This is a genomic window from Actinomadura madurae (genome assembly GCF_900115095.1).
Lineage (GTDB): Bacteria > Actinomycetota > Actinomycetes > Streptosporangiales > Streptosporangiaceae > Spirillospora > Spirillospora madurae.
This window is the reverse complement of record NZ_FOVH01000013.1, coordinates 1-15,994: the sequence shown is the minus strand read 5'-3', so window position 1 is coordinate 15,994 and position 15,994 is coordinate 1. Positions and strand designations below refer to the sequence as shown.

The following is a 15,994-nucleotide window of genomic DNA, read 5'->3' as shown; positions in this document are numbered from 1 at the left end:
CCGGGGAGTGCCGGTAGTTGAGGATCGAGCTGAACAGGGCGCCGCCGCCCGGGATTCCCGCGGCCTGCTGGGCGAGGCTCAGCGGCGCGTGCTCGTGCGCGAGCAGCTCGGCGAGCTGGCTCCGCAGGCCGTCCAGCGCCTCGCCGACGCCGGCGCCGCCCAGCCGCACGCGCACCGGGAGCGTGTTGATGAACAACCCCGGCACCCTCTCCGCACCCGCTCCGGCGTTCATCCGGCCGAACAGCACGGTGCCGAACACCACGTCGTCGCGCCCGCTCACGGCACCGAGCACCCGCGCCCACGCCAGGTGGAAGACCGTCGCGGGGCTGACGCCGAGGCCGCGCGCGGCCTCCCGGATCCGGCGGCTCACCTCGTCCTCGACGGGCATGTGCGCGCGCCGGACGTCGCTGCCGTCGCCGAGCACGTCGGCCAGGCCGTACGGCGCGGTCGTCTCCTCGACGTCGCCGAGCAGCTCCCCGAAGTACCGCTCGTGCTCCTCGCGCGAGACGCCGAGCCTCGCCTGCGCGACGAAGTCACGGAACGGCAGCGGTTCGGGCAGGCTGTCCTCGTGCCCGCCCACGATCGCGGACAGCTCCTCGATCAGGATGTCCTGGGCGGTGTGGTCCTGCACGAGGTGGTGCAGCCGGAGCAGTGCCCGCCATTCGCCGGAGTCGCCCGCCTCGGCGGCGATGTGCACGTCCACCAGCGGGGCGCGCCCCACGTCCATCGCCGGGACGTCCGCCGCGTCCAGGTCCGCCACCTCGTGGACCGGGAGCTCCGCCCGGCGCGCCACCACCTGCACCGGCTCCGCCAGCCCCTCCCAGACGAACGCGGTCCGGTAGATGTCGTGCCGGTCGATCACACGTTGCAGCCCGGCCAGGAAGGCGTCCAGCCGTTCGCGGGAGTCGAACCGCAGCCGCCGCGGCATCACGTACGCGTCGTTGCCGCCGTCGGCCATCACGTGGTGGAAGAACAGGCCCTCCTGGAGGGGGGCCAGCGGGTAGACGTCCGCGACGTTGGCCGCGCCGCCGTCGATCGTGGCGACGACCCGCCCGATCTCGTCGGCGGACAGGTCGACGAGCGTGAGCATGTCCGGAGTGATCTCCGTCGCGCCCGCCGGGATGCGGTTCTCCGGCACGACGACGGCGGCCGGCCCCGCCACCGCGGCGAGGCCCTCCGGCGTCGGCGACTCGAACAGCGCCCGCACCGACACCGTGACGCCGCGTTCCCGCAGGCGCTCCACCAGCCGCACGGCCAGCAGCGAGTGCCCGCCCAGCCTGAAGAAGTCGTCGCGCACCCCGACGGCGTCCAGCCCGAGGACCTCGGCGAACACCTGGCAGAGGATCTCCTCCTGCACCGTGGCCGGGCCGCGGCCCGCCACTCGCGCGTACTCGGGTTCCGGCAGCGCCGCGCGGTCGAGCTTGCCGTTCGCGGTCAGCGGCAGGGCGTCGAGGGAGACGAACGCCGACGGCACCATGTAGCCGGGAAGCCGCGCCGCGGCCAGCTCGTGCAGCTCGTCCTCGCCGGCGTCGCCGATGACGTAGGCGACCAGGCGCTCGTCGCGGACGACCACGGCCGCCCGGGCCACCTCCGGATGGGCGGCCAGCACGGCCTCGACCTCGCCGGGCTCGACGCGGAAACCGCGGATCTTGACCTGCTCGTCGGCGCGCCCGGCGAAGACCAGCTCGCCGTCCGCGGTCCAGCGGGCCAGGTCGCCGGTGCGGTACATCCGCCCGCCGAACGGGCAGGCGACGAACCGCTCCGCGGTGAGCCCGGGGCGGCCCGCGTACCCGCGGGTGATCTGAGCGCCGGCGATGTAGAGCTCACCGGCCACGCCGACCGGCACCGGCCGCAGCCGCCCGTCCAGGACGAACAGCCGGGTGTTGGCGACCGGGCGGCCCATCGGCACGACCGGCTCCGACCCGTCGACGCGACCGGTGGTCACCATCACGGTCGCCTCGGTCGGGCCGTAGGTGTTCACCAGGCGGCGGTCCCGCGACCAGGCCTGGGCCTGCGCACGGCCGATCGGCTCGGCCCCGACCAGGATGGTCGACGGCTCCGGCAGCCCGTCCGGGTCCAGCACCCCGAGGAGCGACGGCACCACGCTCGTCGTTCCCACGCCGGTCCGGCGGATCATCCGGGTCAGCAGCTCCGGGTCCGACCGCTCGGCCGCCGACGCCACCACGAGCGTGCCGCCCGCCACCAAGGTCGCGGCCACGTCCAGCACCGACGCGTCGAAGCCGAAGGACGCGAACTGCAGGACGCGCACCCCGGGCCCCGCGCCCAGCACCGGCCCGAGCGCGAGCGCCAGGTTCACCAGCCCGCCGTGGGTGGCCACCACGCCCTTCGGCCGCCCCGTGGAACCCGAGGTGTAGATCACGTACGCCGCCTGGTCCGGTGTCACCGGCACCCGCGAGGTGCGCGTCCCGGCCGCCGGGGCTTCGTCCGGGTTCAGATTCCGCACCCCGGGCAGGACCACCTCGCCGTTCCCGACGACGACCCGTGCGCCGCATTCGGCGACCATCCACTCCAGCCGGGCGACGGGATCTCCCGGGTCCAGCGGCACGTAGGCCGCTCCGGCCTTCCAGACGGCCAGGATCGCCGTGACCATCCCGATGCCGCGCGGCAGGCACAGGCCCACGACCGACTCGGCCCCGACGTCCTGGCTCCGCAGGAGACCCGCCAGCCGGTCCACCCTCGCGTCCAGCTCCGCGTACGACACCTCGGCGCCGTCGGCGACGACCGCAACGGCATCCGGGGCGCGAGCCGCCCGGGCCTCGAACAGCTCCGGCACCGACACGGCCGGGACCTCGGCCGCCGTGTCGTTCCATGCCCGCACCAGCCGATCACGCTCGGCGTCACCGAGGAGCCCGACCGCGCCCACGCGGACGTCCGGCGCGGCCACCACCTCCTCGACGACCCGCGCCAGCCAGCCCGCGAACCGTCCCGCCGTCTCCGCCTCGAACACGTCGGCCGCCACCGTCACCGCACCGCGGATTCCGGCCGCGGCACCCTCCCGGTCGAAGGCCTCGGTGAAGGTGATCTCCAGGTCGAACTTCGCGGTCACCGACTGCGACCGCTGCGAAGTCCCCGCCGACACCTGCACTCCGGGCAGGTCGAGATCGGTCGGGGCGTTGTTCTGCAGGGTCAGCATCACCTGGAACAGCGGATGCCGCGCCAGCGAACGGACCGGCGCCAATTCCTCGACGAGCCGCTCGAACGGCACGTCCTGGTGCTCGTAGGCGCCCAGGCTCGTCTCCCGCGAACGGCCCAGCACCTCGGCGAACGTGGGGTCGCCGGACAGATCCGTACGTATCACCAGCGTGTTCACGAAGAACCCGACCAGGTCGTCCAGCGCCTCGTCCAACCGGCCCGCGACCGCCGAGCCGATCGGGAGATCGGCCCCGGCGCCGAGACGGTGCAGCATGACCGCCACCGCGGCCTGCACCACCATGAACACCGTCACGCCCTCGGCACGCGCGACCTCCCGCACCCGGGCGTGCACCTCGGCCGGGAGTTCCAGGGGGACGCGGTACCCGAGATGCGACGCCATCGGCGGGCGACCCCGGTCATAGGGCAGCTCCAGCTCCTCCGGCACCCCCGCGAGCATCTCGCGCCAGTACGCCACCTGCTCCGCCAGGAGGCTGTCGGGGTCGCCCTCCGATCCGAGCAGCTCCCGCTGCCACAGCGCGTAGTCCGCGTACTGCACCGGCAGCGGCGCCCACTCCGGTGCCCGCCCCGCGCGCCGGGCCGCGTACGCGATCGACACGTCCCTCGCCAGCGGTCCCATCGACCACCCGTCGCTCGCGATGTGGTGCACCACCAGCATCAGCACGTGCTCACCGGGCCGGACGGCGAACAGCCACGCCTTGATCGGCACCTCCGCCGACAGGTCGAAGGCGTAGGCGCCCGCCTCCCTCACCGCCTCCGGCAGGTGCTCGGCGGTCACCGCCGCCGTCGCCAGGCCGAATCCGGTCTCCTCCACACCGAGGACCCGCTGGTACGGCTCGCCGTCGGCCGTGGCGAACACCGTCCGCAGCACCTCGTGCCGCCCGAGGACGTCGGCCAGAGCGGACTCCAGCGCCCGCCGGTCCAGGCCGCCGGACAACCGGACCGTCGTGGTGAGGTTGAACGTGGCGTTCGGTCCGTCCAGTTCCCCCAGGAACCACAGCCGCCGCTGCGCGAACGACAGCGGCACCCGTTCGGGCCGCGCCTCCGGCAGCAGCGGCGGCCGCGCCCGGTCGGCGTCCGCGAGGCGGGCCGCCAGGCCCGCCGCCGTCGGCGCCTCGAACACGGCGCGCAGCGGCACTTCGACGCCGAGGACCGCGCGCACCCGGCTCACCAGCCGCGTCGCCAGCAGCGAATGACCGCCCAGCTTGAAGAAATCGTCGTCGGGCCCGACATGCTCCAAGCCCAGAATGCGCGCGAACGTCTGGCAGAGGATCTCCTCCCGGGCCGTGAGCGGGCCGCGGCCCCCGGGCTTCGCCGCGGCGAAGTCGGGGGCGGGAAGCGCCGCGCGGTCCAGCTTGCCGTTCACCGTGACCGGCAGCGCGTCCAGGACCACGAAGGCCGCCGGGAGCATGGCGTCCGGCAGCCGGGTACGAGCGTGCGCGCGGAGGTCATCGCCGAGTCGTGCCGGGTCGAACCATCGCGGCGCGGTGGCGGCCGGCGGCGGGGCGGGGCGCCCGGCGGCGTCCGGACGGGCGGCGTGGACGGAGTACATCCCCGTGCCGGCCAGGTCGTCCGTCGACTCCACGCTGGTGCGAAAGCCCCGGTCGCGCAGCAGCCCGACGACGGTGTCGAGGCGGCCGTCGATGTCGTGGACCTCCGCCACGATCTGCCGGATGATCGGCCAGTGCTCGGGCTCGATGCCCCGCAGGACGTCCAGCTCGCTCTTCTCCACGTCGACCTTCAGGAGGTCGATCACCGGGATCCCGTTGTCCCGGATCACCTGCGAGAGCGTTCGCATCGGGACCTCGACCCGCTCGCCGCGCAGCCGCTCGGTCAGCAGTTCCGCCAGCGCGTGCTCGTCGAGTCCCGCCCGTGCCGCGTCAGCGCCGACGACCTGTTCCAGGACGCGGCGCTCCTCGCGCTCGTCGGCGAAGCGGCCGGACAGCAGCGACAGATCCGGGTAGTAGGTGAACGCCGCGACCCCCTCTTCGCTGCCGATGCCGCAATCGGTGACCACCGCGTCGACGTCGTGCAGCTCGGCGTTGAGCCGGAACATCCTCGCCAGCTCGGGGATCGGCTCGAACGCGTGGATCCTGCAGTCCGGCCGCCGCTCCTTGACGAACAGGGAGAACAGGCCGACATGGCCGCCGACGTCCACCACATGCGCGCCTTCGGGCAGTGCCGCCGCGGCTCGGAGGTATTCGTCCCGGACGAAGATCTCGTCGTACAGGAAGGCGGTGCTGGAGGGGTTGCGCGCGCAGACCATCATCCCGTTGGGCAGCTCGTGCATCTCCTGGCCGTCGAGACGGCCCTGCCTGCGCAGGCGGGCGATGTTCGCCGCCGGTCCGGCCGCGTCCGTGTCCGGCACCACGTAGGCGACCAGGCGCGGCCCGCCCTCGGCGGGGCGGGCGACCACCGCGGCGCGCTCGACGCCCGGATGATCGGTCAGCACCGCCTCGACCTCGCCGGGTTCGATGCGCTGCCCCCGGATCTTGACCTGGTCGTCGGCGCGGCCCAGGTACTCGATCCGCCCGTGCCGGTCCCAGCGGACGACGTCTCCGGTGCGGTACATCCGCTCCCCGGGCGCGCCGGAGGGATCGGCCACGAACCGCTCCGCCGTCATCCCAGGACGATCGCGGTATCCGCGGGCCAGCTGCGCGCCCGCCAGGAACAGCTCGCCCGGCACCCCCGGCGGGACGGGGCCGAGCCGCGCGTCCAGCACGCGGACCCGGGTGTTCCACACGGGCCGGCCGATCGTCACCGGGCCGGTGCCCGGCGGGCACGCGGCGGCGGTCACGTCGACCGCCACCTCGGTCGGCCCGTACAGGTTGTTCAGTCCGGCATCGAGAACCGAGTGGAACCGGTCGCGCAGATGGGCGGACAGCGCTTCACCACTGCAGATGACCTCCCGCAGGGTGGTGCACTCCCGGGCGGCGGGCTCCTGAACGAAGTCCTGCAGCAACGAGGGGACGAAGTGCGTCACCGTCACGCCGGCCCGCTGGATCAGCTCGGCCAGATACGCCGGATCGCGGTGGCCGTCCGGCCTCGCCACGACCAGGGCGGCGCCGGAGATGAGCGGCAGGAACAGCTCCCACACCGACACGTCGAAGCCGAGCGGGGTCTTCTGCAGGATCCGGTCGCCGGCGTTCACCGCGTAGTGGTCCCGCATCCACAGCAAGCGGTTCACGATCGCGGCGTGCTCCACCACCACGGCCTTCGGCCGCCCCGTCGACCCCGAGGTATAGAGGACGTACGCCGGGTTCGCGGGACTCGGGGCCCCGGCCGGGACCGCGTCGCCGGCGTCGTCCTCAGCGGGCACGGCCGGGTCGTCGACCAGGACGTGTGCAACGCCATCCGGGACCGGGACGTCCCGGGCGGCGACCGTGACCAGCGGACGGGCGTCGTCGTACAGCAACGCCACCCGGTCCTCGGGATAGGCCGGGTCGATCGGCAGGTACGCGGCGCCCGCCTTCAGGATCCCCAGCAGGGCCACCATCATCTCCACCGACCGCGGCACCATCACCGCGACCACGCTCTCCGGCCCCGCACCCCGCTCCGCCAGACGCCGCGCGAGCCGGTTCGCCCGCGCGTCCAGTTCCGCGTAGCCCACCGTCACGCCTTCGAAGGCCACCGCGGGAGCATCCGGCGTCCGCGCCGCCTGCGCCTCGAACAGCGCCGGGATCGTCGAACGGTCCACGGGCACCGATTCGCCGGCGGACCACTCACCGACGATCACCGCACGCTCGGCGTCACCGAGGAGCCCGACCGCGCCCACGCGGACGTCCGGCGCGGCCACCACCTCCTCGACGACCCGCGCCAGCCAGCCCGCGAACCGCCCCGCCGTCTCCGCCTCGAACACGTCCGCCGCCGCCGTCACCGCACCGCGCATCCCGGCCGCGGCACCGTCCTGATCGAAGGCCTCGGTGAAGGTGATCTCCAGGTCGAACTTCGCGGTCACCGTCCCCGACCGCTGCGCCGCGCCCGCCGACACCCGCACTCCGGGCAGGTCGAGATCGGTCGGGGCGTTGTTCTGCAGGGTCAGCATCACCTGGAACAACGGGTGCCGCGCCAGCGAACGGACCGGCGCCAGTTCCTCGACGAGCCGCTCGAACGGCGCGTCCTGGTGCTCGAACGCCGCCAGCCCCGTCTGCCGTACCCGGCCCAGCACCTCGGCGAACGTCGGGTCGCCGGACAGATCCGTACGTATCACCAGCGTGTTCACGAAGAACCCGACCAGGTCGTCCAGCGCCTCGTCCAACCGGCCCGCCACCACCGAGCCGATCGGGACGTCGGTGCCGGCGCCGAGACGGTGCAGCATGACCGCCACCGCGGCCTGCACCACCATGAACACCGTCACGCCCTCGTCGTGCGCGACCTCCCGGAGCCGGGCGTGCACCTCGGCCGGGAGCTCCAGGGGGACGCGGTACCCGAGATGCGACGCCATCGGCGGGCGACCCCGGTCGTAGGGCAGCTCCAGTTCCTCCGGAGCCCCTGCCAGTTCCTCGCGCCAGTACGCGACCTGACGCGAGAGCAGGCTGTCCGGATCGTGTTCCGACCCGAGCAGCTCCCGCTGCCACAGCGCGTAGTCCGCGTACTGCACCGGCAGCGGCGCCCACTCCGGCGCCCGCCCCGCGACCCGTGCCGCATAGGCCGCGTTCAGGTCACGCGCCAGCGGACCGCCCGACCAGCCGTCGCTGGCGATGTGGTGCACCACCAGCGTGAGCACGTGCTCGCCGGGCTCGACGGCGAACAGCCATCCCTTGACCGGCACCTCGGCCGACAGGTCGAACACGGACCGGCCCGCCTCCGCGACCGCGTCCGGCAGCGCCTCGGCCGCCACCTCCACCACCGGCAGCTCGAAGCCCGTGTCCTCCACCGCGAGAATCCGCTGGTACGGTTCGCCGTCGACCGCCGGGAACACCGTCCGCAGCACCTCGTGCCGCTCCAGCACGTCCCGCAGCGCCGCCTCCAGCGCCCGCCGGTCCAGCTCGCCCGTCAACCGCAGGGCCATCGAGATGTTGTACGTCGGGCTCGGCCCCTCCAGCTGCGCCAGGAACCACAGCCGCCGCTGGGCGTACGACAACGGCACCCGGTCCGGACGCCGCATCGGGGCCGGCGCGACACGTGCCCGCCCCGTCTCGGAGAGGCGGGCGGCCAGGCCCGCCGCCGTGGGCGCCTCGAACAGCGCGCGGAGCGGCAGCTCCGCGCCCAAGACCGTGCGCACCCGGCTCACCAGCCGCGTGGCCAGCAGCGAATGGCCGCCCAGCCGGAAGAAGTCGTCGTCCGGACCAACGCGGTCCAGGCCGAGGACCTGCGCGAACACCTGGCAGAGGATCTCCTCGCGCGCGGTGGCGGGCGCGCGGCCCGTCCCGCCGCCGGGGTACGCGGGGGCGGGCAGGGCTCCGCGGTCGAGCTTGCCGTTGGCGGTGAGCGGCAGCGCGTCCAGGGCGACGACGGCGGCGGGCACCATGTGATCGGGCAACCGGCTCGCGGCGAAGTCCCGGATCCCGGCGGGATCGGCACCGGCGCCGGCGGGCACGACGTAGCCGACCAGGCGCCGGTCACCGGGGGTGTCCTCCCGTACCACCACCGCGGCCCGGGCCACCTGGGAATGCTCCGCCAGCACGGCCCGCACCTCGCCGGGCTCGACGCGGAAGCCCCGGATCTTGACCTGCTCGTCGGCTCGTCCCGCGAACACCAGCCGACCGCCGGGCGTCCAGCGCACCAGGTCCCCGGTCCGGTACATCCGTGCGCCGGCGGCGAAGGGGCAGGCCACGAACCGCTCACCGGTCAGGCCGGGGCGTCCGACGTAGCCGCGGGCCACCTGGGCCCCGGCGATGTACAGCTCGCCGGGCACGCCCACCGGCACGGGGGCCAGGCGCTCGTCCAGGACGAAGAGGCTCACGTTCGCGACCGGCCCGCCCATCGGCACCGGTTCCGTGCCATCGACCGGCCCCGCCGTCACCATCACGGTCGCCTCGGTCGGCCCGTAGGTGTTGACGAGGTGACGGCCGTCGGACCAGGCCGCCGCCTGCGCCGAGCCGATGGGCTCGGCTCCGACCACCACGCGGGACAGGTCCGGAACATCGTCCGGGTCCAGCACCTCCAGGAGTGACGGCACGACGCTCATCGTCGATATGCGGGCCTCGCGGATGAGGCGCGCCAGCGCGCGGGTGTCCGAGCGCTCCTCCGAGGACGCGAGCACCAGGGTCCCGCCCGCCGCCAGCGTGACGGCCACGTCCAGCACCGACGCGTCGAAGCTGAACGAGGCGAACTGCAGGACGCGCGTCCCCGGTCCGGCGCCGAGCGCCGGAGCCAGGGCCGTGGCCATGTTCGCGACGCTCGCGTGTGACACGCCCACGCCCTTGGGCCGCCCGGTGGAACCCGACGTGTAGATGACGTACGCCAGTTGCCGCGGTGTCACCGGAACGTCCGGCGGGTCCTCGGACGTCTCCGTCAGCCGCGGGTCGTCCAGATCGAGCACGGTGACGCCCGCCGAGCCGGGGATGATGTCCCCGCGGCCGACCAGCAGCCTCGCACCGCTGTCGGCCAGCATGAAGGCGAGCCGGTCGGCCGGGTACTCCGGGTCCAGAGGCACGTACGCCGCCCCGGCCTTCCACACGCCCAGGATCGCGACGACCGTCGGGATGCCGCGCGGCACGCACAGCCCGACCACCGACTCCGCGCCCACGCCCTGAGCCCGCAGTCGATGTGCGAGCCGGTTCGCCCGCACGTCCAACTCGGCGTAAGTCAGCTCATCGTCGCCGTGCGCCACCGCGACCGCGTCCGGTGCGCGTGCCACCTGCGCGGCGAACATTTCCGGCACCAAGCCTTCCGGCGCCTCCAGCGCCGGGCCGTGCCCCCATGCCAGCAGCCGGTCTCGCTCGGTCCCGTCCACGAGGTCGACCGCGGCAACGGGCCTGCCCGGCTCCTGAACCACCGCCTCGACCACGCGGGCGAACCACTCGGCGATTCGTCCGGCGGTGTCCTCGTCGAACACGTCGGCGGACGCGACCAGCCGTCCGCGCATGCCCGCCGGGGCTCCCTCGGCGTCGAAGGCCTCCCGCACCGCGACGTCGAGGTCGAACCTCGTCGTCCTCTCCTCCGAGAGCGCCGCGTTCGAGATCCCGCTCACGTCCAGGCCGGGCAGCGACAGCTCCGCGGAGCCCGCGTTCTGCACCGTCAGCATGACCTGGAACAAGGGATGCCGGGCCAGCGACCGCGCCGGGGCCAGTTCCTCGACGAGGCGTTCGAACGGGACGTCCTGGTGCGCGTACGCGCCGACGCTCGCGTCCCGAACCCGCCCCAGCAGGTCCCCGAACGTCGGGTCGCCGGACAGATCGGCGCGGACGACCAGCGTGTTGACGAAGAACCCGACCAGATCGTCCAGCGACTCGTCCAGGCGGCCCGCCACCGCGGCGCCGGTCGGGATGTCCGTGCCCGCGCCCAGCCGGTGCAGCGTCACCGCCAGCGCGGCCTGCAGCACCATGAACACCGTCACGCCCTCGGCGCGGGCCACGGCCCGCACCCGTGCGTGCACGTCCGGGGGCAGGTCCAGCGCGACCCGGTGGCCCCGATGCGAGGCCGCCGCCGGCCGCACCCGGTCGTACGGCAGTGCCAGTTCCTCCGGCGCCCCGGCCAACGTCTCGCGCCAGTACGCGACCTGCCGCGACAGCACGCTCCCCGGATCGTCCTCCGCGCCCAGCAACTCGCGCTGCCACAGTGCGTAGTCCGCGTACTGCACGGGCAACGGCGTCCACTCCGGCGCCCGGCCCGCGCGCCGTGCCGTGTACGCGGCGGCCAGGTCGCGCGCGAGCGGGCGGGTCGACCAGGCATCGCCGGCGATGTGGTGTACCACCATCAGGAGGACGTGCTCGCGCGGGCCGGCCGCGAAGAGCCAGGCGCGGAACGGGATCTCCGTGCTCAGGTCGAAGGCGTACCGTGCCGACTCGGCCATCACGCCGGATCGCTCCCCCGCGGTCGTCTCCACCAGCGGCAGGTCGAAACCGGTCTCCTCCGCCGTGAGAATCCGCTGGTGCGGTTCGCCGTCGACCGCCGGGAACACCGTCCGCAGCACCTCGTGCCGCTCCAGCACGTCCCGCAGCGCCGCCTCCAGCGCAGGCCGGTCCAGGTCGCCCGTCAACCGCAGGGCCATCGGGAGGTTGTAGGAGGCACCGGGCCCCTCCAGCTCGGCCAGGAACCACAGGCGCCGCTGAGCGAACGAGAGCGGGATCATCGAATCTCCTCGTGCCGGCCCATCGGGCGTAGCTTCGGCCTGGCCTGGTCCGGCCGGTTCCCGGGATCGGAGAGCCAGGACGCCAGCGCGCCCGGCGTCGGGGTGGCGAAGAGGCGCCGGATCGGCAGCTCGACTCCGAGGACCGTCCGTACCCGGCTCACCAGCCGCGTCGCCAGCAGCGAATGGCCTCCCAGCGTGAAGAAGTCGTCGTCCACGCCGACCGCGGGGTGGCCGAGCAGCTCCGCGAAGGCGTCGCAGAGCGCCTTCTCGTACTCGGTCTCGGGACCCCGGCCCGTGCCGTTGCGGCCGGCGCCACCGGGGGCGGGCAGGGCCGCGCGGTCGAGCTTGCCGTTGGCGGTCAGCGGAAGGGCGTCGATGGCGACCACCGCCGCGGGAAGCATGTAGTGCGGCAGCCGTTCGGCGGCGAACGCCCGCACCTCGTCGGCCAGTTCGCGCGCTTCCCCGCCGTCGCGCCCGGGGTCGGCGGGGACGATGTAGCCGACCAGGCGCGCGTCTCCGGGGACGTCCTCGCGGGAGACCACGGCGGCGCCGGCGACCCGGGGGTGCGCGGTGAGGACCGCCCGCACCTCGCCCGGCTCGACCCGGAACCCGCGGATCTTGACCTGCTCGTCGGCCCGGCCGGCGTAGACCAGCCGGCCGCGGGCGTCCCGGCGCGCCAGGTCGCCGGTGCGGTACATCCGGGTGCCCGGTCCGCCGAACGGGCAGGCCACGAACCGCTCGCCGGTCGGCGCCGGCCGTCCGACGTAGCCGCGAGCCAGGCTCGGGCCGGCGACGTACAGCTCGCCCACCGCGCCGTCCGGCACCGGCCGCAGGAACGCGTCGAGCAGGTACACCCGCGTGTTCGCGATCGGCACGCCGATGGTGACCTCGTCGTCCGGCGCCAGCGGTGCCGAGATGGCGGCGCCGACCGTGGTCTCGGTGGGGCCGTACCCGTTGACGAGCCGGCGGCCCGGCGCCCAGCGCGCGACCTGTTCGGCGGTCAGCGCCTCGCCCGCCGACGCCAGCGACACCAGGGACGGCAGGTCCGCGGGCTCCAGCATCGCCAGCACCGTGGGCGACAGCGCCACGTGGGTCACGCCGTGCCTGCCCATGACGCCGGCCAGCCCCGGGCCGGGCAGCAGCTCGTCGGCGTCGGCGCACACCAGGCGCCCTCCGCAGGACAGCGGCATCAGCACCTCGCCGATCGCCGCGTCGAAGCTCAGCGGAGCGAACTGCAGCAGCCGGCTCGCCTCGTTCACCGCGAGACGCTCCACCTGGGAGGCCACCAGGCTCGCCAGGCCGGCGTGCGGCACCGCCACGCCCTTCGGCCGCCCCGTCGACCCCGACGTGTAGATCACATAGGCCAGCCGCCCCGGCGTGACCGGCGCTCGCGGCGCGTCCTCGGGCATCGCCGCCACCTGCGCCGCCACCGGCGGGTCGGCCAGGTTCAGCACCCGCACCCCGGGCTGCGCCGTCGTCATCCCGCCGTGCGTGACCAGCACGTGGGCGCCGCTGTCGGCCAGGACGAACTCCAGCCGTTCCGCCGGCTGCCCCGGGTCGATCGGCAGATACGCCGCCCCCGCCTTCCAGATCGCCAGCATCGCGGTGACCGCCTCGACGCCGCGCGGCAGGCACACCCCCGCCACGGACTCGGCACGCACGCCCTGGGCCCGCAGCCAGTGCGCCAGCCGGTTCGCCCGCGCGTCCAGCTCGCGGTAGGTGATCCGCGCGTCGCGGTGTTCCACCGCGACCGCGTCGGGGGTCCGCCGCGCCTGCGCCTCGAAGATGTGCGCCGCCGGGACCTGCGGGATGTCGGCCGCGGTGTCGTTCTCTTCCCGCACGAGCCGCTCGAACTCCGCCCTGCCGAGGATGTCGACCGCCGACAGCCGGCTCTGCGGAGCCTCGTCCAGCGCCGTCACCAGGTTGGCGACGCAGGTGTGGACCAGGCCGCAGACCTCCTCCGCGTCGATGGACGCCACCGCGTCGACGGTCACCCGGAATCCGGTCCCGGAGTCGTCGACGGAGACGCCGAGCGGGTAGTTGGTGCGTTCGCGGGAAAGGAGGAGCCGGATGCCGTCGAGTCCGGTGTCCCCGTCCCTCCCCGGGGACCGGCCGGCCACGCGGTTGTGCCTGTAGTTGAACGCCGATGTGAAGGCCGGGCCGCCGCCGGGGACGCCGCTGGCGCGCTGGGCGAGGGCGAGCGGCGCGTGCTCGTGGACGAGCAGCTCGGCGAGCTGGCCGCGCAGCGCCTCCAGCGCCTCGCCGACGCCCGTCCCGCCGACGCGCACGCGCACCGGCAGCGTGTTGATGAACGGGCCTTGGACGCGGTGCGCCCCCTCCCCTGAGTTCATGCGGCCGAACAAGACCGTGCCGAAAACGACGTCGTCGCGTCCGCTGAGGGTGGCCAGCACCCGCGCCCAGGCGAGGTGGAAGACGGTGGCGGGGCTCACCCCCCAGGCACGCGCGGCCGCTCGCAGCCGGGTGCCGACCTCGTCGTCGACGGTGAGCCGGGCCCGCTCGACATCGCCGCCGTCGCCGTGCACGTCCAGCAGCCCGTACGGCGCCGTCGTCTCGTCCACGTCGCCCAGCAGCTCCGCGAAGTACCGCTCGTGCTGCTCCCGTGGTGTCCCCAGGCGTGCCTGGGCGACGAAGTCACGGAACGGCAGCGGCTCGAGCAGCTCGTCCTCCCGTCCGGACAGGATCGCGCCCAGCTCCCTCAGCAGGGCCTCCTGGCTGGTGTGGTCGCGGACCATCTGGTGGATGCGGAGCATGGCCAGCAGGCCGGGGCCGCCGTCCGGGGCGGCGGCGACGTGCACGTCGATCAGCGGGGCGCGCCCCAGATCCATCCTCGGCCCGCTCGCCGCGAGCAGTTGCTCGATCGGGTCGGCGCCGCCTGGGTCGAGCACGACCTCGCGGACCGGCAGCTCCGCCCGGTGGGTCACGACCTGGACCGGCTCCGGCAGCCCCTCCCAGACGATCGCGGTGCGGTAGATGTCATGCCGGTCGATCACCCGTTGCAGCGCCGCCGAGAACGCCTCGAACCGTTCCCGCGAGTCGAAGCCGAACACGATCGGCAGCACGTAGGCGTCGCGGCTTTCCTGCGCCGCCATCATGTGGTGGAAGAAGATTCCTTCCTGCAGCGGCGCCAGCGGGTACACGTCGGCGATGCCGGGCGCGCCGCCGTCGACGGCCTCGGTCAGGCGTGCCAGCTCCTCGGGCGTCAGGTCGACCAGCGGGAGCATGTCCGGGGTGAGGCGGGCGGCGCCGGGCGGAATCCGGTTCTCCGGGACCTCGACCGTGTCGGGCGCGGCCGCCGCGGCCAGCCCCTCGGGGGTCGGCGTCTGGAACAGCGCCCGCACCGAGACCGCCATGCCCCGGGCACGGAGCCGCGCCACCAGCGACACCGCGAGCAGCGAGTGGCCGCCGAGGGCGAAGAAGTCGTCGTGGACGCCGACGCGGTCCACGCCGAGCACCTCGGCGAACGTCTGGCAGAGGATCTCCTCCTGCACGGAGGCGGGCGCCCGGCCCTCCCCGCCCGCCGCCATCGTGTAGTCGGGCGCGGGCAGGGCCCTGCGGTCGAGCTTGCCGTTGGCGGTCAGCGGCAGGGCGTCCAGGGCGACGACCGCCGAGGGCACCATGTGGCCGGGCAGCCGTCCGGCGGCGAACTCGCGGACCCCGCCGGTGTCCACATCGCCGGGCGCCACATAGCCGATCAGACGCCGGTCGCCCGGCACGTCCTCACGCGCCACCACCGCGGCCTGCACCACCTGCGGATGGGCCGCCAGAACGCTCTGCACCTCGCCCGGCTCCACCCGGAACCCGCGGATCTTGACCTGCTCGTCGGCCCGGCCGACGAACACCAGCTCACCGTCGTCGGTCCACCGGACCAGGTCACCCGTCCGGTACATCCGCTCCCCGGGCGAGAACGGGCAGGCCACGAATCGCCCGCCGGTCAGCCCCGGCCGCCCCACATAGCCCCGGGCGAGCTGGGCTCCGGCGACGTAGAGCTCGCCCGCCACGCCCACCGGGACCGGCTCCAGCCGATCGTCGAGGACGTACAGCCGGGTGTTCGGCACCGGCCGGCCGATCGGAACGCTCTCCGGCCCAGGGGTCAGCCGGGTGGTGGCCACGCCGATCGTCGCCTCGGTCGGACCGTAGTGGTTGAACACGCCCCGGTCACCCGCGGCCGCCAGCACATCAGCCACCAGCTCCGGCGCTGCCGCCTCACCACCCAGCACCAGCGACCTGCGCGGCAACACGCCCTGTACCCCGCCAGACGACAGCGCGGCCAGATGCGAGGGCACCGCCTTCAGATAATCGATGCGATGCTCGGCCAGGTAGGCGCACACAGCATCGGGGTCAGCGACGGTGTCCTCATCGAGGATGTGCAACTCACCACCACAGACCAGACTCGCGAACACCATCGTGTTGCCCAAGTCGGTCGCCTGCGCCTGCAACACCGCATACCGGCCACCACCCAACCCCAACCGCTCCGGCACCGCGGCCACGTAGTTCGCCAGATTTCCATGGGTCACCGCCACACCCTTGGGACGACCCGTCGACCCCGAGGTATAGATGACATACGCC

Annotated in this window: 2 protein-coding genes (1 of these 2 cut by a window edge); both read right to left on the bottom strand. The window is 74.1% G+C overall.

The window, feature by feature from the left end; translation table 11 throughout:
* A protein-coding gene (locus tag BM339_RS31065) for a non-ribosomal peptide synthetase (RefSeq protein ID WP_083598171.1) crosses the window boundary here: on the bottom strand, positions 1–11,407 show its 5' portion. It extends 8,306 nt beyond the left edge of the window; the window shows 11,407 of its 19,713 coding nt (coding positions 1–11,407); its start codon is at positions 11,405–11,407; its stop codon lies beyond the left edge, outside the window.
* The gene (locus tag BM339_RS31060) at positions 11,404–15,984 is read right to left on the bottom strand and encodes a non-ribosomal peptide synthetase (protein ID WP_256255554.1); all 4,581 of its coding nucleotides are present in this window, start codon (positions 15,982–15,984) and stop codon (positions 11,404–11,406) included. The genes BM339_RS31065 and BM339_RS31060 overlap by 4 nt, the downstream gene beginning before the upstream one ends.
* Positions 15,985–15,994 lie beyond the last annotated feature (10 nt).